Source organism: Saccharopolyspora shandongensis (genome assembly GCF_900106995.1).
Taxonomy (GTDB): Bacteria; Actinomycetota; Actinomycetes; order Mycobacteriales; family Pseudonocardiaceae; genus Saccharopolyspora; species Saccharopolyspora shandongensis.
Genome location: NZ_FNOK01000027.1, coordinates 83815 through 108921 on the forward strand (window position 1 = coordinate 83815; position 25107 = coordinate 108921).

The window sequence follows — 25107 nt, forward strand, 5'->3', positions numbered from 1 at the left end:
CCCGGCCGGGTATCCGGTTCCGGCGGCTCAACGCGATCTCCTGGATCGCCGTCGGCCTGCTCGTCGTCATCTGCCTGGCCGCGATCTTCGCGCCGGTGCTGGCCCCGCATTCGCCGTACGCGCAGGAAGCCGCCGCGGGCGGCCCCAGCGCGACGAACTGGATGGGCCTGGACAGCGCGAACCGCGACATCTTCACGCGCGTGCTCTACGGGGCGCGCTGGTCGCTGCTGATCGGGCTGGGCGCCACCGGTTGCGCGCTGCTCGCGGGCGCCGTGGTCGGCGCGGTCGCCGCCACCTCCCGCGACGCTATCGGCGAGACGATCATGCGGGTGCTGGACGTGATCATGGCGTTCCCGGGCATCGCGCTGGCCGCCGTGCTCGTGGCGGTCTTCGGCGGCAGCATCCCGGTGCTGGTGCTCGCGATCGCCTTCGTCAACGTCCCGCCGATCGCCCGCGTGGTGCGGGCCAACGTTCTCGCCCAGTACGGCGAGGACTACGTGGCGGCGGAACGCGTCATCGGCGCCCGCACCCCGCACATCCTCGTCCGGCACGTCGCGATCAACTGCGCGGCGCCCGTCCTGGTCTTCTGCACGGTGATGGTCGCCGACGCGATCGTCTTCGAGGCGTCGCTGTCGTTCATCGGCGCGGGCGTGCGCCCGCCCGACCCGTCGTGGGGCAGCGTCATCGCCGACGGCCGCAACATGGTCCTGACCGGCGGCTGGTGGGCGACGGTCTTCCCCGGGCTGGTCATCCTGCTGACGGTGCTCGCGCTCAACGTGCTCGCCGAAGGGGTTTCGGACGCCTGGGCGGCGCCGGCCACCCGGCAGGCCACCTCGGAACCCAGGCGGCGCACGCGGGCGGCCACCGGTGAGCGCACCGAGCTGCCCGGCCTCGCCGAGGCGGCGCAGCGGCTCGCGGGGCGGGCGCGCCCGCTGCCCGAGGGCGAGCCGATCCTGCAGGTCCGCAACCTCGCCATCGGCTTCGACGGCCGCCACGACGGCGTGGACATCGTCGACGGCATCTCCTTCGACGTCCGCCCCGGCGAAGTCCTAGGCCTGGTCGGGGAATCCGGCTGCGGCAAGACGATCACCGCGCTGACGGTGATGGGCCTGCAACCGCGGGAAGCCCGCATCGGCGGCGAAGTCCTCTTCCGCCGCGAGGGCGACGTCACCGACCTGCTCACCCTCCCCCGCCAGTCCCGGCGCCGCCTGCTCGGCCACGAGATGGCGATGGTCTACCAGGACGCGCTGTCCTCGCTGAACCCCGCCATGACCATCCGGGCCCAGCTCAAGCAGCTGGTCCGCCGCGGCGGCCGGCACACGCCGGCGGAGCTGCTGGAGATGGTCGGGCTCGATCCCGCGCGCACCCTCACCGCGTACCCGCACGAGCTCTCCGGCGGCCAGCGGCAGCGCGTGCTGATCGCGATGGCGCTCTCCCGCGATCCGAAGCTGATCGTCGCCGACGAGCCGACCACCGCGCTGGACGTCACCGTGCAGGCGCAGGTGATCCAGCTGCTGCTGCGGCTGCGGGAAGAACTCGGCTTCGCCCTGATTCTGGTCTCCCACGACCTGGCCCTGGTCTCCGACGTCACCGACCGCATCGTGGTGATGTACGGCGGGCAGATCGTGGAATCCGGGGTGACCTCGGCGCTGGTCGAGGAGCCCGCGCACCACTACGCCCGCGGGCTGTTCGGCGCGGTGCTGTCGCTGGAGTCCGGCGCCGATCAGCTGACCCAGATCCCCGGCGTGGTGCCGTCCCCGTCCGAATTCGCGGCCGGCTGCCGGTTCGCCGACCGCTGCCCGATGGCCACCGCGCTGTGCGAGGAGCGGACACCGGTGCTCAGCGGTCAGGGCAGATTCCACTCGGTGGCCTGCCACCACCCGGCGATCGATCTCACCACCGAGCGGGACCACGCCGCGGCGGCAGCACAGGAGCGACCATGACTTCCCCAGAACCCGAAACCCTCGTCGAGCTCGCGGACGTCCATGTCGTCCACAAGGCGCGCTCCGGCGGGCTGTTCCGCCGCGACCGGGTGCACGCCGTCACCGGCGTCGACCTGGCGGTGGCGGCCGGCGAAACCGTCGGCATCGTCGGCGAATCCGGCTGCGGCAAGTCCACCCTGGCCAAGGTCGTGGTGGGCCTGCAGCGGCCGACCAGCGGCACGATCTCCTTCCGCGGCAAGGACATCTGGTCGCTGCCCGCCGCCGGGCGCCGGGCCGCGATCGGCGCCGAGGTCGGCATGGTCTTCCAGGACCCGGCCACGGCGCTCAACCGGCGCCTGCCGATCCGCCAGGTCCTGCGCGACCCGCTGGACGTGCACGGGCGCGGGAGCCGCCAGGAACGCGAGGAGCGGGTGCGCGAGCTGCTGCACCTCGTCGGCCTGCCGGCCAGCGTGGCGAACCTGCTGCCGGGCCAGATCTCCGGCGGCCAGCGGCAGCGCGTCGCCATCGCCCGGGCCCTCGCGCTGCATCCCCGGTTGCTCGTGGCCGACGAACCCACCAGCGCCCTCGACGTCTCGGTGCGCTCGCAGATCCTCAACCTGCTGCTCGAACTGAAGAAACAGCTGGGCCTGGCGCTGGTGTTCGTCTCGCACGACATCCAGACCGTGCGACGGATGAGCGACCGGGTGGTGACGATGTACCTCGGGCGGACCGTCGAGCAGATCCCGGCCGAGGCGATGTCCGGCGCCCGCCACCCCTACACCCGGGCCCTGTTCTCGGCGACGCCCGGCCTGCTGTCGCCGATCGAGCCGATCCCGCTCACCGGACCGGTTCCCTCGGCGACCAGGCCGCCGAGCGGCTGCCCCTTCCGCACCCGGTGCTGGCGCGCCGACGAGACCTGCGCGGCAACGATGCCGGACCCGCAACTCGACGCACCGGGCCACGCGTTCCGCTGCCACCACCCGGTCCCGGCGGGCACCACCGACCTCGAACTCGCCGCTGAAGCCCTGTCCTGATCCGGCACGGAGGATCGGGATCCGGCCCCCGAGCGGGATGCGGCATGATCGAATGCGAAATGGCAGGCTGAGCAACAGTTCTGGGCATCCCCACCCGTGGTCACTCGGTCGGACAACGCGGCGGCGTAGCTCGGCGGACCTGCCGCTCCGGCGGGCCGTGCGGTTGGCACGGCCCACCGGGCTACCGGTTCACGCCGTCGCGGCCGCGTGCACGGCCTTGAGCAGGCGGTCGTTCTCCGGGGCCGCGCCGCCCGGGAAGGCGAAGCGGCGCCGGTTGTAGCCGTAGGCGAGGCCGCTGCGCGGGTCGGCGATGGCCTGCGAACCCGCCGCTCCGCCGTGCCCGAACGACCCCTGGCCGAGGAACGGGTAGGTGTCGACCGACGCGGAGAAGCCGAGCCCGTAGGCCTTGTGCTGGCGGGAAACGAGGTCGTAGCCGATCGAGTGGATCTGCGCGAAGGCCGCGGCCGTGTCCGGCTTCAGCAGCGGCGCCTTCCCGCCGATGCCGCTGATCGCGGCCGCGTACATCCCGGCGAGCCCGCGCGCGGAAGCGACGCCGCCGGCCGACGCCTGCCCCTTCGCCCGCACCACCCGGTGGTTCGGCATCTCCCACAGTTCCACCGCGTCCGGGTGGTTGCGGTTCATCGCGATGCCGTTCAGGCTCTCCGGGCCGGTCGCCCACGTCGCCAGCGCGTCCTGCTGCTCCGCGGTGGGCGCCATCGGCAGGGTGGTCAGGAAGCGCGGCTCCTGCTCCGCCGGCAGTCCCAGGTAGAAGTCCAGGTCGTGCGGGGCGCGGACGCGCGCCTCGAAGTGCTGCTGCAGCGTCTCGCCGGTGGCCCGGCGGACCACCTCGCCGACGAGCGCGCCGATGACCAGCGCGTGGTACCCGAACGCGGTGCCCGGGCGCCAGTAGGGCCGCTGCGCGGCGAGCCGCTCCGCGATGACCCGGTCGTCGGCGACCTCCTCCAGCGACAGCCCCGTGTCCGCGCCCACGATCCCCACGCTGTGCGACAGCAGATCGCGCAGGACGACGTCCTGCTTGCCCTCGGCGCCGAACTCCGGCCAGTAGTGGCTCACCTTCTGGTCCAGGTCGAGCACGCCGTCCTGCACCAACAGCGCCGCGACCAGGTACGCCGCACCCTTCGTGGAGGAGAACACGCCGGTCAACGACTCCCCGGTGATCTCGGGGCCGACCCACAGGTCGACGACCCGCTCACCCGCGAGGTGGGCCACCAGCTGGGCCGCGTAGTCACCGCCCTCGGCCGCCGCCACGGCGGCGAACTCCTCCCGCACGGACTCGAATCCCGCGACAACGGTGCCCTGTGGCGTGCTCTCCTGCGACATCGGCGCTCCATTCGCTCGATCTGGTCCTGATCGGATCAAGTCGCCGCATCGCGCGGAAAATTCCCGGCAGATCAGACCGTTTCGCGGGCGGCGCCACCGGTGCGGCGCCGCCCGCGGGCCCGGCGTCAGCGCAGTTCGGCCGCCGCCGCCACGAGGTTCTTCAATGCCGCCTCGACCTCGGCGTAACCGCGGGTCTTCAGCCCGCAGTCTGGGTTGACCCACAACCGCTCCGCCGGCACCGCCGCCAGCGCGGCCCGCAGCAGGTCGACGACCTCGGCGGTGTCCGGCACGCGCGGCGAGTGGATGTCGTACACCCCGGGCCCGACGCCGTGGCCGAAGCCGACCGCGTTGAGGTCGTCGAGCACCTCCATGCGCGAGCGGGCGGCCTCGATGCTGGTGACGTCGGCGCCCAGCGCCACGATCGCGTTGATCACGTCGCCGAACTCCGAGTAGCACAGGTGGGTGTGGATCTGGGTCGAATCGGCGACGCCGCAGGTGGCGAGCCGGAAGGACGTCACCGCCCAGTCCAGGTACGCCTCGTGCTCCGCCCGGCGCAGCGGGAGCAGTTCGCGCAGGGCGGGTTCGTCGACCTGGATGACCCGGATGCCGACCGCCTCCAGGTCGGCGACCTCGTCCCGGATGGCCAGCGCGACCTGCTTCGCGGTGTCGCCCAGCGGCTGGTCGTCGCGGACGAACGACCATGCCAGGATCGTCACCGGGCCGGTGAGCATGCCCTTGACCGGCTTCTCGGTCAGCCGCTGCGCGTAGCTCGCCCACTCGACGGTGATCGGCGCCGGGCGGGAGACGTCGCCGTAGAGGATCGGCGGGCGCACGCACCGCGACCCGTAGGACTGCACCCATGCGTTGTCGGTGCTGGCGAAGCCGTCCAGGTGCTCGGCGAAGTACTGCACCATGTCGTTGCGCTCGGGCTCGCCGTGCACCAGCACGTCGAGCCCGAGTCCTTCCTGCAGGCGGATGACGCGCTCGATCTCGTCCTGCATCCGCCGCCGGTACGTCGCCTGGTCGATGCGGCCGGCGCGCACCGCGGCGCGGGCCTTGCGGACGTCCGTGGTCTGCGGGAACGATCCGATCGTCGTGGTCGGCAACGGCGGCAGGTTCAGCTCCTTCTGCTGAGCCGCGCGCCGCGCGTCGTACTCGCCGCGCTGCGTGTACTCCGGCCGCAATGCCTGCAATCGAGCGCGCACGCGATTGTTCCGGACCCGGTCCGCGGCGGCGCGGTCGGCGATCGCGGCGCGCGCCTCGGCCAGCTCGTCGGCCACCGCGTCGCGGCCCTCGCGCAACGCGCGGCCCAGCACGACCACCTCGCGGACCTTCTGCGCGGCGTACGCCAGCCAGGACTTCACCTGCGGGTCGATGCCGGTTTCCGCTTCGACGTCGTAGGGCACGTGCAGCAGGGAGCACGATGTGCCGACCGCGACCTCGTTCGCCGAGCCGAGCAGCGTAGCGGCGGTCGCGAGCGCCTTGTCGAGATCGGTGCGCCAGACATTGCGCCCGTCGACGAGCCCGGCCACCAGGATCTTGCCGCTGAGCCCGCGAACCGACGACAGGACGTCCACTGTGGACTTACCGGCGACGAGGTCGACGCCGATCGCTTCGACCGGGCTGGACGCCAGCACCTCCAGCGCCTCGCCAAGATCGCCGAAGTACCCCGCGACCAGCAGCTTCGGCCGCTCCACCAGATCGCCGAGCCGCTGGTAGGCGGCGCGCAGCGCGGCGAGTTCCGCCGGCGATCGGTCGGCGGCGAAGGCCGGCTCGTCCAGCTGCACCCACTCCACGCCGGCGCGGTGCAGCTCGCCGAGCAGCTCCGCGTAGGCGTCCAGCAGCGCGTCCAGCCGGTCCAGCGGCCGGAACGACTGCGGCGCGCCGTCCGCGGACTTGGCCAGCAGCAGGAACGTGAGCGGGCCGACCAGCACCGGGCGGGTGGTCACGCCCAGCTCGACGGCCTCCCGGTACTGCTCCACGGGAGTCCGGTCGGCCAGCGAGAACCGCGTTCCCGGGCCGATCTCGGGCACCAGGTAGTGGTAGTTCGTGTCGAACCACTTCGTCATCTCCAGCGGCGGCTCGGCCGCCACACCGCGCGCCATCGCGAAATAGGTGTCCAGCGGGCCCAGCCCGAGCTTCGCGAAGCGCGGCGAGATCGCGCCGAAGGTGACCGCGGTGTCCAGCACCTGGTCGTAGAACGAGAACGTGTTGCCCGGCACCGAATCCAGGCCGACGTCCCACAGCGACCGCCAGGTCTGGGCGCGGAGTTCGCGCGCCACCGCGCGCAGCTCCGCCTCGCCGATGCGGGACGACCAGTAGCGCTCCAGCGCGCGCTTGAGTTCCCGGTTCGGTCCGATCCGGGGGTATCCGAGTACGGTAGATCCGATCTTGCTGGTCAACGCCCTCTCCTCGCGAGCTCGACGGCAGATGCCCCGAGGCCTGGGAAGGCACAGGCGGACCAGCGCGCACCGCGAGCCGGTCGTCCGCCAGGTCCTCCCGCGAGACCTCGGACCGCGCGCACCATCCGGTGCGCGCACCGGTGGCAGGTCTTCGGACTCGCGGGCGCGTCCCGGCCGGAGCCGGGATTCCTAGTGGCCGTCGCTTCCCAGGCACGCGTGCCCAGTGCTGTGCCCGGTCTGGGACCGGGGACGGCGGTCGTTCCCACTCACCGCTGCGGGGCAGTCCCGGATTCGCACCGGGTTCCCTCTTGCCTCGTCCACCCCGCTTCGGGGCGGACGAACCACCAGCACAACGGAGGCTACCGATCGGGGGGCCGTTGGCAAGGGCCGGTGCTGCGCCCGGTCCGCGCCGGGCCGCCCTCGCGACCGGGCGCGGACCGGGCCGAACATGATCTTCCGCCGCACCGCCGCACCGCCGCACCGCCGGTGAGACGCTCGTCACGCGGCACCACCGCCCCGGCCCGGTCCCGAAACGCGGGACGGCCACGTGCGGGTGACGATCGGGAAAACGGGCCGATCCGCATCTCACGTTTCCGCGGCGCGGGGCGTCTACGGGGAGTGAAAGTGAGACCGTTCGAGCAGATCGTTGACGAGTACGGCCCGATGGTGCTGCGAGTGTGCCGGGCCGTCCTCGGGCCGGCCGACGCCGAGGACGCGTGGTCCGAGACGTTCCTGGCCGCGCTGCGCGTCTACCCGGAACTGGCCGAGGACACCAACGTGGAGGCGTGGCTGGTCACGATCGCCCACCGCAAGGCGGTCGACGTCACCAGGGCGACGGCCCGCCGCCCGGTGGTGGTCGAGCGCCTGCCCGAGCGAGCCAGCACGACCGGCCGCCCGGAGGACTGGAACGGCGACCTGTGGGCCGCGCTGAGCGCGCTGCCGACCAAGCAGCGCATGGCGGTGGCCTACCACTACCTGGCCGGCCTGCCCTACGCCGAGATCGCCACGATTCTCGGCGGCAGCACCGAAGCCGCCCGACGGGCCGCCGCGGACGGCATCAAGACCCTGCGCACGACCTATCGACCCACCACGACCGTGGGGAGGGAAGCGTGATGATGACGATCCACGAATCCGACGACAGACACCTGTTCGACGCGCTCCCGGCGATCGACTTCAACACCAGCGAGCGGCTGCACATCGAGCTGGTGAGCGCGGCCCGGCGGGAGGGGCTGCTCGACGTCGCCTACCGAACCGTCGACACCCCGGTCGGCGGGCTGCTGCTGGCCGCCACCGAGCGCGGCCTGGTTCGGGTCGCCTTCGACCGTCAGGGGCACAGCTCGGTCCTGGAATCGCTGGCCGAGCTGATCAGCCCGCGCATCCTGCGGGCGCCGGACCGGCTCGACGAGGCGGCCCGCCAGATCGACGAGTACTTCGCCGGGCGGCGGCGGACTTTCGACCTGCCGCTGGACTGGCGGCTCTCGCGCGGGTTCCGGCTCAACGTGCTGGAGCACCTGCCCGACATCGCCTACGGCCGCACCGCCAGCTACGCCGAGGTCGCCGCCGCGGCGGGCAGCCCGCGGGCGGTTCGCGCGGTGGGCACCGCGTGCGCGACCAACCCGCTGCCGGTGGTGGTGCCGTGCCACCGGGTCGTGCGCTCGGACGGCACCTCGGGCGGGTACGTCGGCGGCGCTGAAGCCAAGGAAACCCTGCTGCACCTGGAGGCGGCATGAGCACGTCGAAGACGGACCGGTACGCGAAACGGGTCGCGGCGGCGGACTGGGAGGGGGTCGCCGCCGAGGTCAACGACCACGGTTGCGCGCTGCTGCCGCAGTTGCTGAACCCCGCCGAGTGCGAGCGGATCGCGGCCCTGTGGGACGAGCCGGAGCACTTCCGGGCCACGATCAACCTGCGCCGCCACCGCTTCGGGGACAACGGCGACTACCACTACTTCGCCGCGCCTTTCCCGGAACCGGTGGAGAAGCTGCGGCAGGCCCTCTACCCGCGGCTGCTGCCGATCGCCCAGGACTGGGCCGAGAAACTCGGCCGGGAAGCGGAATGGCCGGACACCCTCGACGAGTGGCTGGACATCTGTCACCGGGCCGGGCAGGCCCGTCCCACGCCGATCCTGCTGCGCTACGAGCCGGGCGGCTGGAACGCGCTGCACCGGGACCTGTACGGCGACAAGGTGTTCCCGCTGCAGGTGGTGATCAACCTCAACGACCCGGGGACCGATCACACCGGGGGCGAGTTCCTGCTGGTGGAGCAGCGCCCACGCGCCCAATCCCGGGGCACCGCAACGCTGATCCCGCAGGGGCACGGCCTGGTGTTCACCACGCGCGACCGGCCGGTGCGCTCGGCTCGCGGCTGGTCCGCTTCCCCAGTGCGGCACGGGGTTTCGCCGGTGCGTACCGGACGACGCCACACGCTGGGGCTGGTCTTCCACGACGCGGCATGACGCACCCAAGGGGCGCTTCGATGACGCGACGAACGCACTCACCGCTTGCACGCGGAACCTGCACGGAGGCCGGGATTCCGCTGCCGCACGGCGAAATCGAGCTGGCGACGGTGGTGGGTCTGCTCGCCGGGCTGCGGCCGCGGGTGACCTCGATCGTCATCGGCTGCTCGCGTGACGCCCCGTCCCGGGAGACCGCAGATGCCGTCGAGCGGGCGTGGCGCGAGCAGGGCGGGTACGTGCTCGACGTCGTCGACTGGCCGGAGCGCGCCGCGTCGTGGCTGCGGCAGGCGCGGCGCTTCACCGAGCCGGGCCCGGACGCGTGGGTGGTGACGGGGCAGGTGACCGGCTGGGTGCAGATGGGGCGTCGGCTTCTGTACTCCACCGACTGGGACCCGGCCCGTACGATCGGGACCGCAGCACTCGCCAGCGACGAGCTGATCGCCATGGGCGGCGTGGGAACCTTCGACGGGCTGCGCGGCGCGGCCCGCGACGGCGGCACCTGGGAAGTGGTCCGCACCATCCTCGTGCACCGCTCCGCATGACGACCGAGAACGCCGAGAAGCCGAGAAACCGAGGAGAACGAGACAGTGAGTCCCGCAGCGGCAGACACCACGACGACCGACACCGGGGTCGTGATCGGCGAGGACGGGTTGGCGCGGCCGCCGTGGGCTGCCCGCGATCCCCTGCTGCGCGAGTACTACGACAACGAGTGGGGCATGCCCGTGCACGGCGAGCAGGCGCTGTTCGAGCGGATCAGCCTGGAGGGCTTCCAGGCGGGGCTCTCCTGGGCGACGATCCTGCGCAAGCGCCCGGCCTTCCGCGAGGCGTTCGACGACTTCGATCCGGACTCCGTCGCGGCCTACACCGAAGATGACGAGGCGCGGCTGCTCGGCAACGCGGGGATCGTGCGCAACAAGGCCAAGATCCGCGCGGCCATCACCAACGCCCGCGCGACCATCGAACTCCGCGCCGAGGACGGGCTGGAAGCGTTCGTCTGGTCGTTCAAGCCGGAGACCACGCCGCGCCCGCGGACGATGGCCGAGATCCCCACGACGTCGCCGGAATCCGTGGCCCTGTCGAAGGCGCTGCGCCGCAAGGGTTTCGCGTTCGTCGGCCCGACGACGATGTTCGCGCTGATGGAAGCGATCGGCATCGTCGACACGCACCTCGTCGACAGCCACCGCCGCGGCACGTCCGGCATCTGGCCGCACCCGGACGGTGATGCCGCGGCGAGCTGACAGGTCCTCCGGGAGTGCGCCGGCGGCCGAGGTGTCACATCGGCCGGGTCCGGCGGGTCACTCCTACGACACGACGTGACGGAGGAATGCGGCCGATGGACGACAAGGACTTTCTGGCGGATCGCTTCGAGGCCCACCGCAGGCACCTGCGGGCGGTGGCCTACCGGATGCTGGGCTCGCTGAGCGAGGCCGACGATGCGGTCCAGGAGGCCTGGCTGCGGCTCAGCCGCTCCGACTCCGCGGAGATCGAGAACCTCGGCGGCTGGCTGACGACGGTCGTCGGCCGGGTGTGTCTGAACATGCTCCGCACGCGGACGGCGCGCCGCGAGGAGCCGCTGGACGTGCACGTACCCGATCCGATCATCAGCAGCCCGGACGCCATCACCCCGGAGCACGAGGCGCTGCTGGCCGACTCCGTCGGTCTCGCGCTGCTGGTGGTCCTCGAAACGCTCACGCCCGCCGAACGGCTCGCTTTCGTGCTGCACGACCTGTTCGCGGTGCCGTTCGACGAGATCGCGCCCATCGTCGGGCGCACCTCCACGGCGGCCCGCAAGCTCGCCAGCCGGGCCCGGAGCCGGGTGCAGGGCGCGGCCCCGGCTCCCGACGCGGATCTGGCCCAGCAGCGCGAAGTCGTCGACGCCTTCCTCGCGGCCGCGCGCGCCGGGGACTTCGACGCGCTACTCGCGGTCCTCGACCCGGATGTCGTGGTGCGCACCGACGGGGGCGCGCTGCGCCCGAGCGTCATGCGGCGCGGCGCGAAGGAGGTGGCGGGAGGCGCGGTCATCTTCGCGCAGCTCGCCGAGGCGACCCGGCCCGCGCTCGTCAACGGCGTGCCGGGGGCGGTGGCGATCTCCGACGGCCGGCCGATCTCGCTCGCGGCGTTCACAGTCGCCCGCGGCAAGGTCGTGGAGCTCAACATCCTCGCCGACCCGGATCGCCTCCGCCGCCTCGACCTCGCGTTCCTCGAGGACTGACCGGGAACGGGCCCCGGGCTCAGTGCGCGAACGCCGGGCCGGCGGCCGGGGCCCGGTCGACCTCCGGCCGGTACACCATCAGCACCGATGCGACGCCGATCCACAGCGCGAACACGAGACCGGTCACCAGGCCGGCGACTGAGACGAAAGCGCTGGGCATGTAGAAGGAGGTGACGCCGGCGATCAGCCCGATCAGGCCCACGCCGAAGCCGAACCAGCCCAGCCACGGCGCCAGGAGTTCGCCGCGCAGCACGGCCGCCCCGGCGGCGCCCGCGAACAGGGCGACCAGCAGGCCGATCCCCCCGAGCGACAGCCGGTGCAGTTCGGCGAGCACGAACACCATCGCCTGGCTCGCGGTCTCCACGTTGCGGCTCAGCGAAACCAGCGTGGTGGCCGGCAGCGCGCTCAGCATCGCCATCGTCGCGAGGCTGACTCCGGCGCCGAACACCACCGGCGAGAACGCCTCCGCGCCGCCTTCAGCGCGCTGCAACAGGTGGCGCAGGTGCCCCACGAACCACAGGAAGACCACCGCGGCCACGGTCGACAGCAAGGCGGCCAGCAGCACGGTAGGGCGGTTGGCGGTCACGTAGAAGAAGGTGCGCACCGGCTCGTCGCTGGGCGGTGACAAGGGGTTGAGCAGTAGGCTGACCAGCAACAACACAGCGGTGACCAGGCCGCTGGCCGCTCCCACCCGCTCCCATGAGCGCTCGTTCATCACAGCCCCCTCTGCAGTAGCTGCACCGGAAGCACCGGTCCATACGCCCTGAGTACCCAGAGTCAGGCCAGATCGAGCAGCCGCGATCCGCTCCACTGTGGACGCGGCCGCCGGGGTTCAGCCGAGGCCGAAGCGGCGTGCCCAGGCGGCGACGTCGGCGGTCGTGGCGTTCCCGCCGCACAGCACCAGCCCGAGCCTGGCGCCTGGGCCGACCCGGTCGAGCACCTGGCGCGCGGCGGGCAGGAGGCATCCCGCGGCGGGCTCGGCCCAGACCTTCGCGTGGTCGGCCAGGTCCAGGACTCCCCGCACCGCCTCGGCGTCGGGCACCACGAGGACCTCGGTGACCAATGTGGACACGTGATCGTAGGTCAGCTGGGAGACCGCCGGGGCGCTGAGCGTGGACACGATCGAAGACAGTTCGACGGGCACCGGCCCGCCTGCCGCCAGCGCCTCGGACATCGCCTGCGCTCCCCCGGTCTCCACTCCCCAGATCCGCACATCGGGGCGTCGCGCGCGCAGCGCCGCGGCGATGCCGGCGATCAGCCCGCCGCCGCCGATGCTGACCAGCACGTCGGTGAGCTCGTCGGCATCGTCGGCGAACTCCAGGCCGACCGTGCCCTGACCTGCGATGACGACCGGATCGTCGAACGGGTGCACCAGGGTGAGCCCGCTCGCCCGCAGCTCGGCCGTCAGCGCGAACGCGCCGGCCATGTCGTCAGTGATGCGAACGACGGCCCCGGCCGCCTCCGCGATCTCGACGGCGCGAGCGGGCGCCGAGCTCGGCATGACGACGGTCGCTTTGACGTCCAGCGCGCCGGCCATGACGGCGAGGGCGATCCCGTGGTTCCCGCCGCTCACCGCGACGACACCGGCGGCCCGCTCCGCCTCGCTCAGCGACAGCAGCTTCGCCGTCGCCCCGCGCACCTTGAAGGAACCGGTGCGCTGCAACAGTTCCAGCTTCGCGGTGACCGGCGCCCCGAGCAGTTCGGTGAGCCCCGGGCTGGGCACCGTCGGCGTTCGCACGACGTGCCCGGCGATGCTGCCGGCTGCGGCCTCGACGTCCTCGATGCTGATCAAGCCGCTCGGCTCCGTAGCAGTCACATCTGCACGTTAACCGACGCCCCGCAGGCACCGGCTCAGGCGGTGCGGGAAAATCGCTCGTTCTCCGGCCCGTTGGTGATTTACGGTCGCACGCATGGAATCCGACCCCAGGCGCGTGGTGGAGAAGGGGTACGACCGCATCGCGCACCGCTACGCGGAGTGGATCGAGGAGATCCACGGCGATCCGCGGCTGCGCTTCCTCACCGAACTCACGAACCGGTTGCCCGCGGCTGCCTCTGTTGTGGACCTCGGCTGCGGTTCGGGCAAGCCCTGCACAGCCATTCTCGCCGAGCACCACGACGTCCTCGGCGTCGACATCTCGATAGCGCAACTCGAGCTGGCGCGGCAGAACGTGCCGCGTGCACGGTTCACGCGCGAGGACGTCACGCGACTCCGGCTCGATCCCGGCAGCGTGGACGCGGTCACCGCCTTCTACTCCATCACGCACCTGCCCCGCGATGAGCACGCCGCGCTCTTCGCCCGCATCGCGCGGTGGCTTCGGCCGGGAGGCCACTTCCTCGCGACGCTGGGCTGCGGCGAGACGGACGGCACCGTCGACGACTGGCTCGGCGTGCCGATGTTCTTCAGCAGCTTCGACGCGCAGCGGAACCGCGAGCTGCTCGAAGAGGCCGATTTCACCCTGCTGATCGACGAGATCGTCACCATGCGGGAGCCCGAAGGCCCGGCCACCTTCCAGTGGGTGCTGGCCCGGGCGGATCCGGAGCCCGAAAACGATTATCACACATGTGATAGTTTTACCTCGTGACAGCCCGTGATGCCGCGACCGCAGCCGCCAAGAACCGCATCGTTGACGCCGTTTTCCGGCTCGTCGCGCGCGGCGGGGTCGGCGCGGCCTCGCTGCGGAAGGTCGCCGACGAGTCGGGCATCAACATCGGTTCCGTGCGGCACCACTTCGGCAGCCACGAGGGGCTGATGGTCGCCGCCGCCGAAGAGGTGGGCGCCCGCATGGCGCGGAGGCTCGAACGGGCGATGCCGCCGACGGGTTCCCCGCTCGACGTGCCGGGCCGCCGCGCGCTGGTCGAGGCGGTGTGCCATGCCGTGCTGCCCGTCGCGGACGACGACCGGGCCGAGCTGATCGTGCTGGCCGAGCTGATCACCGCCGCGCGGCTGCGGCCGGAGTTCCGGCCGCTGGCGACCCGGATGGGCACCGATCTTCGCGCCGTCTTCCGGGAAGCGCTGCAGGCGGCGGGCGTCCGCGACGCCGAGCTGGAGGCGGAACGGCTGACCGCGGTCGTCGGGGGCTTGACCTTCGAGCTGGTCTACCCGCACGGCTCGACCGATGCCTCGCTGGTCGCCGAGGTGCTGCGCCGCCACGTCGCGGACCTGATCCCGGCGTAGCACTCGCCGAATCCGGCGGTGCGGCAACGAAAAATTCTGAGCACTTTAAGGAGCCAACAACCGTGGGGCATGTCGAGTTGCAGAAAGCGCACTACGTCCTGCCGGACGGCCGGGTGCTGCTCGATGACGTGTCGTTCCGCGTCGGAGACGGCGTCAAGGCCGCGCTGGTGGGCCCGAACGGTGCCGGGAAGACGACGCTGCTCCGGTTGATCGCGGGCGATCTCGCACCGCACGAGGGCAGCGTGACCCGTTCCGGCGGGCTCGGGGTGATGCGCCAGTTCATCGGCCACACCCGCGACGACTCGACGGTGCGGGACCTGCTGATCTCGCTGGCCCCGCCCCGGCTGCGCGCCGCGGCGAAAGCGCTCGACCTGGCCGAGGACCGGCTGATCGAGCACGACGACGATGCCGCGCAGATCGCTTACGCCGAGGCGATTTCCGAGTACACCGATGCCGGCGGGTACGACGCCGAGGTGCACTGGGACCGGTGCTGCACGGCCGCGATCGGCCGACCGTTCGACCGGATCCGGTACCGGGAGCTGCGCAAGCTCTCGGGCGGCCAGCAGAAGCGGCTCGCCCTCGAATCGCTGTTGCAAGGGCCGGACGAGGTGCTGTTGCTCGACGAGCCGGACAACTACCTCGACGTGCCCGGCAAGCAGTGGCTGGAGGAGCAGATCCGGGAGACGCCGAAGTCCGTCCTGTTCGTCACGCACGACCGGGAGCTGCTGCACCGCACCGCCAACCGCATCGTGACGGTGGAGCTCGGCGTGGCGGGCAACCGCATCTGGGTGCACGGCGGCGGGTTCGCCGGCTACGACGAGGCACGCGAGGAGCGGATGTCCCGGCTGGACGAGCTCCGTCGGAGGTGGGACGAGGACCGGGCCAAGCTCGTGCGGCTGGTGAACGACCTCAAGCAGAAGGCGAGCTACAACGACGGCATGGCGACGCGCTACCAGGCGGCGCAGACGCGGCTGCGCAAGTTCGAGGAGGCCGGGCCGCCGGAGGCGGTGCCGCGCGAGCAGCGGGTGCAGGTGCGCTTGCCCGGTGGGCGCACCGGCAAGCGCGCGGTCGTCTGCGAAGACCTCGCCCTGGACGGGCTCACCAAGCCGTTCAACGCGGAGTTCCGCTACGGCGAGCGGATCGCGGTGCTGGGCGCGAACGGGAGCGGGAAGTCGCACTTTCTGCGGCTGCTCGCCCGAGGCGGCAGCGACGACCACGTGTCCGACCTGGACCAGGAGGCGCTGACCCCGGTCCGGCACACCGGCCTCGCGCGCCTGGGCGCGCGGGTGGTGCCCGGGATGTTCGCGCAGACGCACGAACATCCCGAGTTCGCCGGGCGGACGCTGCTGGAGTTGCTCATGGGCGGCGGCAAGCGCCGGTCGGGCATGACGCGCGAGGAAGCCAGCCGCGCGTTGGCGCGCTACGACATCGTGCAGGCCGCGCAGCGGCCGTTCGACACGCTTTCCGGTGGGCAGCAGGCGAGGTTCCAGATCCTGCTGCTGGAGCTGGAAGGCGCCAACCTGCTGCTGCTCGACGAGCCCACGGACAACCTGGACCTGGTCTCGGCGGACGCGCTGCAGTCCGGTTTGGACGACTTCGAGGGCACGGTCGTCGCGGTCACCCACGACCGCTGGTTCGCGAGGTCCTTCGACCGCTTCCTGGTGTTCCGGTCCGACGGGCAGGTCCGCGAGTCACCGCACCCGGTCTGGAACGAGTCCCGCTAGCGGCAGCCGTCCGGCGGCAAGCTCCCAGCGCCGCCGAGTTGCATCGGGAACGCGGCGGCGCACCCTGGAGCTGTCCGGACGCACCGCAGACCAGATCGGGGAAGGTGATCGGACATGGCGAACGAACTGCGCGGCCGCCGGGTGGCGATCCTCGCTGCGGACGGTGTCGAGCAGGTCGAGCTCGAACAGCCCCGCCAGGCCGTGGAGCAGGCCGGGGCCGAGACGGAGCTGGTTTCGGTGCACGCCGGTCAGATCCAGGCGATGAACCACGACATCGACCCGGGCGACCGGTTCACGGTGGACCGCGAGATCTCCGATGCGTCGGCCGACGACTACGACGCGTTGATCCTGCCCGGCGGCACGATCAACCCGGACAACCTCCGGCGCGACGCGCGTGCGGTGGAGTTCGTCCGGAGCTTCGTGGACTCGGGCAAGCCGGTCGGGGCGATCTGCCACGGGCCTTGGACGCTCGTGGAGGCGGACGTGGTGCGGGACCGCAAGCTGACCTCGTTCCACAGCATCCGCACCGACATCCGCAACGCCGGCGGTGAGGTCGTCGACGAGGAAGTGGTGGTCGACCGCGGGCTGGTCACCAGCCGCAGCCCCCGCGATCTGCCCGCGTTCAATGCCAAGATCGTCGAGGCGTTCGCCTCGGGCTAGCCGGGAGCTCCGGGGTGCGGTGGCCCCCCGGAGCTCCCGGTCCGCGGATCAGTCGTACACGATCACGCCGCGGATGTTCTTGCCGTCGCGCAGGTCCTGGTAGCCCTGGTTGACCTCCTCCAGGCTGTAGCGCGTCGTCACCAGCTCGTCTAGCTTGAGCTTGCCCGCGTCGTAGAGGCGCAGCAGCCGCACGATGTCGTACTGCGGGTTGGACGAGCCGAACAGCGTGCCCTTGATGGTCTTCTCGTTCAGCGTCAGGTCCGCGCCGGAGACATGCACGGTGAGCTTCGCCGGATCGGCGAGCCCTGTGATCACCACGGTGCCGCCCTTGCCGATCGCCGCGGTCGCCTTGGACACCACGGTCTCGTCGACGGTCCCGACCAGGATCAGCGCGGCGTCCGCGCCCTGGCCCCAGGTCAGCTCGGTGACCTTCGCCTGGGCCTCGTCGGCGTCGGCGAAGGCGTGCGTGGCACCGAACTTCAGCGCCGTTTGCCGCTTGAACTCGAGCGGATCGACGACGACCACGTACTTGGCGCCCGCTTGCAGCGCGCCCTGCACGGCGTTGATGCCGAGGCCGCCGATGCCGTAGATGATCACGGTGTCACCGGCCCGGACGTTGCCGGCGTTGACCGCCGTGCCCCACCCGCTGGGCACCCCGCAGCCGACGACGACCGCGGTCTCCAGGGGCAGCCAGTCGTCCACCTTGACCACCGAGTGCTGCGAGATCGTCGCCCGCTCGGAGAAGGTGCCCAGCATGCACATGGCGCCGAAGTCCTGGCCCTCGCCGTGGAACCGGAACGTCCCGTCGGGCATGGAGCCGGCCAGGATGGTGGCGCCCATGTCGCACAGGTTCTGCCTGCCGGTCGAGCAGTAGCGGCAGGTCCCGCAGTTGGGGATGAAGCTGCACACCACGTGGTCGCCGGGCTTGACCTTGGTGACCCCGGGCCCGACCTCCTCGATGATCCCGGCGCCCTCGTGCCCGCCGACGATCGGGAAGCGCGGCGGCAGGTCGCCGTCGGTGAGGTGCAGGTCCGAGTGGCACAGCCCGGCCGCGGCGTACTTGATCAGGACTTCTCCCGGGCCCGGGCCGTCCAGGTCCAGTTCGACGATCTCGAACGGCTTGCCCACTTCACGCAGAACTGCTGCCTTGGTCTTCACGTGCGGCTACCTCCGAATCACAGGGCGACGTTGACTGCCTTGGTCTGGGTGTAGAGATCGATCGCGTCCGCGCCCAGTTCCCGTCCCCAGCCCGACTGCTTGTAACCGCCGAAGGGAAGCGCGGTGTCGAAGCCGTTGTACTGGTTGATCCACACCGAACCGGCCTTGAGCTGCTTGGCGACCCGGTGAGCCTTGGAGATGTCGCGGGTCCACACGCCCGCGGCGAGCCCGTACACGCTGTCGTTGGCGGCCGGCGCCACGCCCTGCTCGGCGTTGAACGGAAGCGCGGCCACCACGGGGCCGAAGATCTCCTCGCGCACCACGCTGAACTCCGGCTGCACGTCCACCAGCACGGTCGGCTCCACGAAGAATCCGCTTTCGCCCCAACGCTTTCCGCCGGTCAGCGCCCGCGCGCCGGCCGAGAGGCCCGCTTCGACGTAGCCGGTGACGCGGTCGAACTGCTCCTGGGAGACCAGCGGCCCGAGCTGGGTGGCGGGGTCCAGGCCCGGCCCGATCTTGACCTGGCTCGCGGCCTCGGCGACCGCGGCGGTGAACTCGTCGAAGATGGCGTCCTCGACGAATAGCCGGGTGCCCGCGACGCAGCACTGCCCGTGGTTGAACAGCCAGGCGTTCAGCGAGCCGGGCACCGCCGTCTCGAAGTCGGCGTCGGCGAACACCACGTTCGGGCTCTTGCCGCCGAGTTCCAGCGACACCTTCTTGAGGTTGCCCTGCGCCGCGGCGACGATCTTCTTGCCCACCTCGGTGGATCCGGTGAACGCGACCTTGTCCACGTCGTCGTGCGCGGCGATCGCCGCACCGGCGTCGCCGTAGCCGGTGATGATGTTGACCACGCCGGGCGGGAATCCGGCTTCCTGGAAGACCTCGCCGAGCAGCAGCGCGGTCAGCGGCGTCTGCTCAGCGGGCTTGAGCACCACGGTGTTGCCGGCCGCGAGCGCGGGCGCCAGCTTCCAGGTCGCCATCAGCAGCGGGAAGTTCCACGGGATGATCTGGCCGCAGACGCCGACCGGCTCGCGCAGCGTGTAGGCGTGGAACTCGCCGCCGGGCACGAACGGCATCGATACGTTCACCGTGCTGCCGTGGATCTTCGTCGCCCACCCGGCGTAGTAGCGGAACACGTCGGCCGCCCAGCCGGTGTCCACCGCCTGCGCGATCGCCGCGGACTTGCCGTTGTCGAGCGCTTCGAGCTGGCCGAATTCCGCGGCCCGCTCGCTGAGGACGTCGCCGACGCGCCAGATCAGCCGCTCGCGCTCGTTGGGCTTCATGCGCGCCCACGGGCCGTCCTCGAACGCGCGACGCGCGGCGGCGACCGCCCGGTCCACGTCCTCGGCCTGCCCGTGCGCCACCTCTGTCAGCCGCTCGCCGGTCGCCGGGTCGTGCGTGGCGAAGGTGCGGCCCGACGCCGCGTCCACCCATTCACCGCCGATCAGCAGTTTCTTCGGACCGGACAGGAAATCCCGGACCGTCGTCAGCACCGGGAACTCATCCACCGCAGTCACCTGGCCTCCTCACGTCGTTGTGACGGGGACCATGTTCGCGGCCGCGTGCGGGCGGTAACTGTTCAAGAACTGAACACCTCAACGGGACACCCCGAGCGCACGCATCCTGCTGTACAGCGTGGTGCGGCTGATGCCCAGGCGCTGCGCCGCCTGCACCTTGTTGCCGCCGGTGTCGCGCAAGGCCTCGGTGATGGCGTCGCGTTCGGCCCGATCCCGCCTGCTCAGCCTGGCGGTGCGGCCTGCATCGCGATAGCCGGCCGGGAGGTCCGCGACGGTGATGTCACCGGCCGTCCGCCGCTCGGTGATGCCGCGGAGCACCCCGGCCAGTTCCCGGAGGTTCCCGGGCCACTGCTGGGCGATCAGCGCCTCCAAGGCGCTCGGCGCGATGCGCAGGTCGGCCCGGAGCTCGGCGAGCATGGTGCGCGCGATCGGCGCGAACTCGTCGGTCCGGTTGCGCAGCGGGGGCAGTTCCACGCGGGACGGGCAGGTCGCCGCGAGGCTCAGCACCCGCGGCGGCAGCTCGGATCGCGGCGCCGAGGTGAGCACGACGCGCACACCTGGATCGTCCGCGAGCATGCGCGCCAGCCCGGCGCACAGCGCGTCGGACAGCAGCTCGATTCCTTCGACGACGAGGACTTCCGCGCCCGGTTTCGGCGAGCGGAGGCGCTTGGCCCACTCCTGTTCGCCGACGACGACCACGTCCGCGGCGTCGAGCACCTGCACGGTCCGCGATGCGGCGATGGCGCGCGCCGCGGAGGTGCGTCCGGAGCCGGGTTCTCCGGCGATGAGCACCGGCCCCGCTCCCCTGCTCAGCTCGGCTAGCTGCTGGTCCAGCCCGGGACGCCGGTTCTCGGCCACCCGGCCACGCGGCACCGGGAGCCGCGTGCGGGCGCGGGGCGTCAGCTCGACCAGGAAGCCGTCGGCCGTGCCGGTGATCTTCTCGGCCCGCAGGTGCACGGCCGCACCCGAACCCAGCACCAGGTCGCGGGCGACGGATCCGGTCACGCCGGAGACGAGGTCGCGCAGCACCGCGTGATCCGGGGGTTCCAGCAGGTCGAGCGCGGCCCGGTTGGTCAGGACGAACTCGCCGCCGATCGCCACCACGGCCCGGCACGGGCTGCGGGAGGCGTGCTGGAAGGCCCGCAGCAGGCGCTTCTCCGATAGCCGCGCGCCTTCCCACAGCCGCTGCTCGATGTCTTCGACGGCGCGCTGCAGCAGCGGCGCGAACAGCGGATTGGCGTCGCGCGTGAGCCCGGTGATGTCCAGGACGCCTTCGATCCGGCGCGTCACCGGATGGCGGATCGGGTGGCCGTAGCAGCTGAACGCCTTGAGCGCCTCGACGAAGTGCTCCGCTCCGTGCACCGCGACCCCGCGCATGACCTCGAACGGCGTGCCGAGCGCGTTGGTGCCCGCGTGTTCCTCGGTGAACTGCGCGCCGGGCACGGCGCTGATCCGGTTCAGCGCGAGCTCGGTGCGCTGGTCGGTGAAGCGGCGGTCCACGATCCGGCAGGAGCTGTCGGCGAGCGCGATGCAGAAGGTGGTGTCCAACAGGCGCGTGGCGAGTTCGTCCAGCACCGGTCCGGCGGCGCGCATGAGCCGGCTGGCGGTGTCGAACTCGGCGATGTGCAAGCCGTCCAGCGCCGACTCCGGGCGGAGCCCGCTCATGCTGGTGCGCCGCCAGGACGAGGCGATCTCGGGACGCATCACCTGGTTCCCGCTCGGATTCACCGCTGCCTCCCGGCCCCGCCCGGTCATGCGTCCGGCGCTGCGTTAACGAAAGTTAACGTCGGATTATCTGTGACCCCCGCCACCGAAGCAAGCAGCCGTGCGGGTGCAATGCCGCCGAATGCACGCACCGCCAGTAGTACGAGGTGGTCAACGGGCCGCGGGCCGGCGGAACAACGCGGCCAGCAGGAAGGGGACGCCGAAGTGCGGCGCGTCCGGCGGCTGCTCCACCATGGGCCGCAGCTCGATCTCGGTGTAGTCCGAGAAGATCCAGCGCAGCGAGTCCGGCTCGAAGGCCATCCCGCCGCCCAGGTCGCCCTGGCGGTAGAACTCCTCGTCGGAGAGCTCCGATCCCATCGCTCCGGCGGCGAAGCAGGTCAGGCCGAGATGACCGCCGGGGACCAGCACCCGGTCGAGCAGGTCCAGGTAGCCGACCCGGCGGTGCGGCGGCAGGTGGTGCAGGCAGCCGGAGTCGTAGACCAGGTCGTAGCGACCCAGCCGCAGGTCCGCGGAGAACATGTCGGCGCAGTGGAAGCGCACGTCGACGCCGGCCTCGCGGGCGCGCTCCCGGCCCCAGGACACGGCCTCCGGCGAGAGGTCGATGGCGTCGACCTCGAAGCCCAGCGACGCGAGGTGCACCGCGTTGCGCCCCGGGCCGCACCCCAGGTCCAGCGCGCGCCCGGGAGCGAGCACGCCGCGCTCCAGGCAGGACACCAGGTTCTCGTCCGGTTTGGCGGCGAAGAAGGGAATCGGCTTGGCGCGGTTCGAGTAGAACCGGTCCCACCAGTCCGGGGTGTTGCGCGCATCCGCCGCGAGCATCCGGTCGAGCATGCGCATTACGTCGTCCATCGTCCGGACGTCCCTCTCCACCAACGACCTCCCCGATCGCGAAAGTGGTCAACCCGATCGATTTTACCTGCTCCGCAAAGAGATTCGGGGGTTTTCGAACCGCCGGTGGGCGGTCGTGCCGCCCACCGGCGGTGCGCCTACTCGGTCGCGTCGGCGCCTGCCCTGATGGCCTCCCGGATTCGCTGGTAGGTGCCGCACCGGCAGACGTTGCGGATCTTGTCGAGGTCTTCGTCGCCGATCTCGCGGCCCTCCTCGCGGACCTTGCGGACCGTGGCGACCGCCGTCATGATCTGGCCCGGCTGGCAGTAGCCGCACTGCGCGACGTCCCGGTCCAGCCAGGCCTGCTGCATCGGGTGCAGGTCCTTGCCGACGGTCGCCGGCAAGCCCTCGATCGTGGTGATCTCGTCGTCGGGCCCGATCTCGGAGATGGGGACGGAGCACGGGTTGAAGGCCTTGCCGTTGATGTGGCAGGTGCAGGCCTGGCAGACCCCGATCCCGCAGCCGTACTTCGGTCCCCGTACGCCGAGGACGTCGCGCAGCACCCACAGCAGCCGCACCTCGCCGGGAACCTCGACGGTGACCTGTTCGCCGTTGAGCTTGAAAGTGTGCTTTGGCATGAGGGCTCCTCAGAACGCCTTGTCCAGGCCGTCGGTGGGCGACTGCGGGATGGACGGTTCGCGCGGCAGCGGCTCGAAGCGCAGCGGGTCGTGGTGGTTGATCGGGAAGGTGGTGGGCATCGTGCCGGTCGCCCTGGCGTACGCGCAGGCGACCGCGGCCATCGTGGGCGCAACCGCCAGTTCGCCCGCGCCGCCGGGATCGGCGCCGGAATCGGGCATGATGATGACCTCGACCTCGGGCGGGACGTTCCACTGCCGCGTGTAGAAACCGTTGTCCCAGCTGCCTTCCAGCGGCAGGCCGCGGTCGATGTGCAGACCGAAGGTCAGGGCGGTGGCGATGCCGTCGTTGATCCCGCCGAGCATCTGCGCTTCGAGGCCGCGCGGGTTGATGCACAGGCCCGGGTCGACCACGAACGTCACCCTGGTGACGCGCGGCCCGGTCACGCCCTCGTGCACCGGCACCTCCCGGCCGACCGTTTCCGGCCGCGCGTCGATCTCGACGAGCGCGCCGGCGACCGCCTTGTACTCGTGCGCGAGCGCCACGCCCTGCGCCACACCGGCGGGCAGGGACCGGCCCCACCTGCCCTTCTCCGCCAGGACGTCCAGCACCTTCCGGTAGCGCTCCTCCCTGGCGAATTGCCGGCGGAACGCCAACGGGTCCTTGCCCATCTTGGCGGCGAGCTGGTCGACGACGAGTTCCTGCGCGCACCGCACGTTGGGCGAGTAGACGTTGCGCATGCTGCCGGTGTGGAACTCCAGCGGAACCTCGTTGAGCAGCTGCGTGGTGACGCCGAAGGCGTACGGGCTGTGCTGGGACAGCAGGAAGATGGTCTGCGCGACCGAGTAGTTGCCGAGTTCGGGTTCCGTGACGGTGCCGGTGATGAGCTCGCCGAAACCGTGCCCGAAATCGGTTTTCACGCTGGTGTGGTACTGCTCGAAGGTCAGCACCTCACCGGCGGCGCAGGTCGCCCGGATCCGCGAGAAGCACATCGGGTGCGCCCGGCCGTGCCGGAAGTCGTCGGTGCGGTGCCACATCAGCCGGACCGGTTTGCCGAACGCCCGGGACGCCTCGGCGGCCTCCATCGCCGCGTCGTGGAAGAGGTGGCGGCCGAACGATCCGCCGCCTTCCACCACGTGCACGGTGACCGCGGTCTCCAGCAGCCCGAGGCGCTGGGCGATCTGCTGCTTGGCGATGATCGGGACCTTGAGGCTGGACCAGATCTCCGCCCGGTCCTTCCGCACGTCGGCGACCGCGCAGTTGGTCTCCAGCGGCGTGTTGCTGGCGAAGGCGAAGGTGAACTCGGCGTCGACCGCGGTCGTCAGCGGCAGCGCCGGCTTGACCGGCGGCGTCGCGGCCTTGAGCTTGCGCAGCAACGTCTCGTCGGATTCACCGTCCACAGTGCCCGGTGACCAGGTCACGTCGAGGGCGCGGACGGCGTCGATGCACTGGCCGAAGGTCTCGCCGCGCACCGCGACGCCGGTGGAGATGATCGCGACGTCGGTGATGCCCGGCATGGTCAGCACCTGGTCGGCGTTGCGGATCGAGCGCGCGGTGCCGTTGATCGTCGGCGCCCGGCGGACCATGGTGGGCTTGGCGCCCGGCACGTCGAGGTCCATCGCGAACTGCTTGCGGCCGGTGACGGCGGCGAGCGCGTCGATGCGGTTGTGCGGCCTGCCGATGATCGTGAACTCGGCGGCGGGCTTGAGCTGCGGGGTGAACTCCCGGGTCGTCGGGCTGGCCGCGGTCTTCGCCAGCGAGCCGTAGGTCGCCCGCTTCCCAGACCGGTGTGCGATGACACCGCCGGCGAGATCGAGTTCGGCGACCGGGACGTGCCACTGCTGCGCGGCGGTGAGCTTCATCCGCTCGCGCGCGACCGCCGCCGCGAGGCGCACCGGGGTGTAGATCGCGTGGATGGTGTTGGATCCGCCGGTGAGCTGGTTGAACACCAGCTCGGAGCGCGCGTCGGCGAGCGTGATGCGGACCTTCTCCAGCGGTAGCGACATCTCCTCGGCGATGAGCATCGCGACCGCGGTCGTGATGCCCTGCCCGACTTCGGCGCGGTGCAGCGCGAAGGACACCGTGCCGTCGGGGTTCACCGCCACCGTGATCAGGTTCGAGGTGGGCAGGGCGGCGTGGGTCAGCGCGTCGGACAGGTCGTAGGCGTCGGTGAGTCCCGGGCTGGGCACGGCCGCGTCGGCGGCCGGCGGGGCCGCCAGCCTGGCCGCGGCGACCAGCGTGGGTGCGGCCAGCAGGTAGCCGAGGAAGCGCCGGCGCCCGGTGAGCCCGGGTTCGTCCGGTGGCCGCGTGGTGCGCGG

22 protein-coding genes and 1 riboswitch are annotated in these 25107 nt (G+C 71.5%); of the genes, 12 read left to right on the forward strand and 10 right to left on the reverse strand.

What is annotated here, in order from left to right; genetic code table 11:
- Positions 1-11: 11 nt before the first annotated feature.
- Positions 12-1943 (forward strand): dipeptide/oligopeptide/nickel ABC transporter permease/ATP-binding protein, encoded by a 1932-nt coding sequence (locus tag BLW84_RS25990; protein WP_425441756.1) that lies wholly within the window; start codon positions 12-14, stop codon positions 1941-1943.
- Positions 1940-2956, forward strand: a complete 1017-nt coding sequence (locus BLW84_RS25995) for an oligopeptide/dipeptide ABC transporter ATP-binding protein (RefSeq protein WP_093270074.1) — start codon at positions 1940-1942, stop codon at positions 2954-2956. The genes BLW84_RS25990 and BLW84_RS25995 overlap by 4 nt, the downstream gene beginning before the upstream one ends.
- Before the next feature lie 189 nt (positions 2957-3145).
- Here BLW84_RS25995 and BLW84_RS26000 read toward each other — a convergent pair whose 3' ends face one another.
- Entirely contained in the window at positions 3146-4297 is a 1152-nt protein-coding gene (locus tag BLW84_RS26000; RefSeq protein WP_093270076.1) for a serine hydrolase domain-containing protein, read from the reverse strand.
- Between the two features lie 125 nt (positions 4298-4422).
- Positions 4423-6699: a 5-methyltetrahydropteroyltriglutamate--homocysteine S-methyltransferase gene (gene metE / locus BLW84_RS26005; RefSeq protein WP_093270079.1), complete on the reverse strand. Its 2277-nt coding sequence runs from the start codon at positions 6697-6699 to the stop codon at positions 4423-4425.
- Positions 6700-6824: 125 nt separating this feature from the next.
- Positions 6825-7060, reverse strand: a riboswitch (cobalamin riboswitch).
- A gap of 257 nt (positions 7061-7317) precedes the next feature.
- On the opposite strand from metE, the gene BLW84_RS26010 reads away from it, so the two are divergent.
- The 6 genes from BLW84_RS26010 to BLW84_RS26035 all read left to right on the forward strand — a co-directional run bounded on the left by BLW84_RS26010 (position 7318) and on the right by BLW84_RS26035 (position 11366).
- Entirely contained in the window at positions 7318-7812 is a 495-nt protein-coding gene (locus BLW84_RS26010; protein WP_093270082.1) for an RNA polymerase sigma factor, read from the forward strand.
- Positions 7812-8429 carry a methylated-DNA--[protein]-cysteine S-methyltransferase gene (locus BLW84_RS26015; RefSeq protein WP_093270085.1) on the forward strand — a complete coding sequence of 206 codons (618 nt, stop codon included), beginning with the start codon at positions 7812-7814 and terminating at the stop codon, positions 8427-8429. The genes BLW84_RS26010 and BLW84_RS26015 overlap by 1 nt, the downstream gene beginning before the upstream one ends.
- On the forward strand, positions 8426-9154 hold the full coding sequence (locus tag BLW84_RS26020; RefSeq protein ID WP_093270088.1) for a 2OG-Fe(II) oxygenase: 729 nt from the start codon (positions 8426-8428) through the stop codon (positions 9152-9154). Before BLW84_RS26015 ends, BLW84_RS26020 begins: the two co-directional genes overlap by 4 nt.
- Positions 9155-9174: 20 nt before the next feature.
- A complete protein-coding gene (locus tag BLW84_RS26025) occupies positions 9175-9696 on the forward strand; it encodes a type 1 periplasmic-binding domain-containing protein (RefSeq protein ID WP_093270091.1) in 522 nt (173 codons plus the stop codon).
- Positions 9697-9741: 45 nt separating this feature from the next.
- Entirely contained in the window at positions 9742-10392 is a 651-nt protein-coding gene (locus tag BLW84_RS26030) for a DNA-3-methyladenine glycosylase I (RefSeq protein ID WP_093270095.1), read from the forward strand.
- 95 nt (positions 10393-10487) lie between these two features.
- Positions 10488-11366 carry a sigma-70 family RNA polymerase sigma factor gene (locus tag BLW84_RS26035; RefSeq protein ID WP_093270097.1) on the forward strand — a complete coding sequence of 293 codons (879 nt, stop codon included), beginning with the start codon at positions 10488-10490 and terminating at the stop codon, positions 11364-11366.
- 19 nt (positions 11367-11385) lie between these two features.
- Here BLW84_RS26035 and BLW84_RS26040 read toward each other — a convergent pair whose 3' ends face one another.
- Both BLW84_RS26040 and BLW84_RS26045 read right to left on the reverse strand, forming a co-directional pair.
- A complete protein-coding gene (locus BLW84_RS26040) occupies positions 11386-12081 on the reverse strand; it encodes a hypothetical protein (protein WP_143061106.1) in 696 nt (231 codons plus the stop codon).
- A gap of 117 nt (positions 12082-12198) precedes the next feature.
- Positions 12199-13182, reverse strand: a complete 984-nt coding sequence (locus tag BLW84_RS26045; protein ID WP_245761381.1) for a pyridoxal-phosphate dependent enzyme — start codon at positions 13180-13182, stop codon at positions 12199-12201.
- 94 nt (positions 13183-13276) lie between these two features.
- Here BLW84_RS26045 and BLW84_RS26050 point away from each other — a divergent pair, with 94 nt between their 5' ends.
- The 4 genes from BLW84_RS26050 (at position 13277) to BLW84_RS26065 (ending at position 16925) form a co-directional block, all read left to right on the forward strand.
- Positions 13277-13948, forward strand: a complete 672-nt coding sequence (locus BLW84_RS26050) for a class I SAM-dependent methyltransferase (RefSeq protein ID WP_093270103.1) — start codon at positions 13277-13279, stop codon at positions 13946-13948.
- On the forward strand, positions 13945-14541 hold the full coding sequence (locus BLW84_RS26055) for a TetR/AcrR family transcriptional regulator (RefSeq protein WP_093270106.1): 597 nt from the start codon (positions 13945-13947) through the stop codon (positions 14539-14541). The genes BLW84_RS26050 and BLW84_RS26055 overlap by 4 nt, the downstream gene beginning before the upstream one ends.
- 62 nt (positions 14542-14603) lie before the next feature.
- Positions 14604-16265, forward strand: a complete 1662-nt coding sequence (locus tag BLW84_RS26060; protein ID WP_093270109.1) for an ABC-F family ATP-binding cassette domain-containing protein — start codon at positions 14604-14606, stop codon at positions 16263-16265.
- 114 nt (positions 16266-16379) lie between these two features.
- Positions 16380-16925: a type 1 glutamine amidotransferase domain-containing protein gene (locus BLW84_RS26065; RefSeq protein WP_093270112.1), complete on the forward strand. Its 546-nt coding sequence runs from the start codon at positions 16380-16382 to the stop codon at positions 16923-16925.
- 48 nt (positions 16926-16973) lie between these two features.
- Here BLW84_RS26065 and BLW84_RS26070 read toward each other — a convergent pair whose 3' ends face one another.
- The 6 genes from BLW84_RS26070 to BLW84_RS26095 form a co-directional block, all read right to left on the reverse strand.
- Complete coding sequence (locus BLW84_RS26070; protein ID WP_093270115.1) at positions 16974-18083, reverse strand: NDMA-dependent alcohol dehydrogenase; 1110 nt, start codon at positions 18081-18083, stop codon at positions 16974-16976.
- 17 nt (positions 18084-18100) lie between these two features.
- Entirely contained in the window at positions 18101-19600 is a 1500-nt protein-coding gene (locus BLW84_RS26075; RefSeq protein WP_093270117.1) for an aldehyde dehydrogenase family protein, read from the reverse strand.
- A 78-nt stretch (positions 19601-19678) separates the two neighbouring features.
- The gene (locus BLW84_RS26080) at positions 19679-21328 is read right to left on the reverse strand and encodes a sigma-54-dependent Fis family transcriptional regulator (RefSeq protein ID WP_218157466.1); all 1650 of its coding nucleotides are present in this window, start codon (positions 21326-21328) and stop codon (positions 19679-19681) included.
- A 147-nt stretch (positions 21329-21475) separates the two neighbouring features.
- On the reverse strand, positions 21476-22195 hold the full coding sequence (locus tag BLW84_RS26085; RefSeq protein ID WP_093270120.1) for a class I SAM-dependent methyltransferase: 720 nt from the start codon (positions 22193-22195) through the stop codon (positions 21476-21478).
- A gap of 116 nt (positions 22196-22311) precedes the next feature.
- On the reverse strand, positions 22312-22791 hold the full coding sequence (locus BLW84_RS26090; protein ID WP_093270123.1) for a (2Fe-2S)-binding protein: 480 nt from the start codon (positions 22789-22791) through the stop codon (positions 22312-22314).
- A gap of 9 nt (positions 22792-22800) precedes the next feature.
- Positions 22801-25044, reverse strand: a complete 2244-nt coding sequence (locus tag BLW84_RS26095) for a molybdopterin cofactor-binding domain-containing protein (protein ID WP_245761386.1) — start codon at positions 25042-25044, stop codon at positions 22801-22803.
- Positions 25045-25107 lie beyond the last annotated feature (63 nt).

Coding starts and splice junctions, on each gene's coding strand:
- BLW84_RS25995 (WP_093270074.1), top strand. CDS start 1,940: ATGACTTCCCCAGAACCCGAAACCCTCGTCGAGCTCGCGGACGTCCAT.
- BLW84_RS26000 (WP_093270076.1), bottom strand. CDS start 4,297: ATGTCGCAGGAGAGCACGCCACAGGGCACCGTTGTCGCGGGATTCGAG.
- BLW84_RS26015 (WP_093270085.1), top strand. CDS start 7,812: ATGATGACGATCCACGAATCCGACGACAGACACCTGTTCGACGCGCTC.
- BLW84_RS26020 (WP_093270088.1), top strand. CDS start 8,426: ATGAGCACGTCGAAGACGGACCGGTACGCGAAACGGGTCGCGGCGGCG.
- BLW84_RS26025 (WP_093270091.1), top strand. CDS start 9,175: ATGACGCGACGAACGCACTCACCGCTTGCACGCGGAACCTGCACGGAG.
- BLW84_RS26035 (WP_093270097.1), top strand. CDS start 10,488: ATGGACGACAAGGACTTTCTGGCGGATCGCTTCGAGGCCCACCGCAGG.
- BLW84_RS26040 (WP_143061106.1), bottom strand. CDS start 12,081: ATGAACGAGCGCTCATGGGAGCGGGTGGGAGCGGCCAGCGGCCTGGTC.
- BLW84_RS26050 (WP_093270103.1), top strand. CDS start 13,277: ATGGAATCCGACCCCAGGCGCGTGGTGGAGAAGGGGTACGACCGCATC.
- BLW84_RS26065 (WP_093270112.1), top strand. CDS start 16,380: ATGGCGAACGAACTGCGCGGCCGCCGGGTGGCGATCCTCGCTGCGGAC.
- BLW84_RS26090 (WP_093270123.1), bottom strand. CDS start 22,791: ATGCCAAAGCACACTTTCAAGCTCAACGGCGAACAGGTCACCGTCGAG.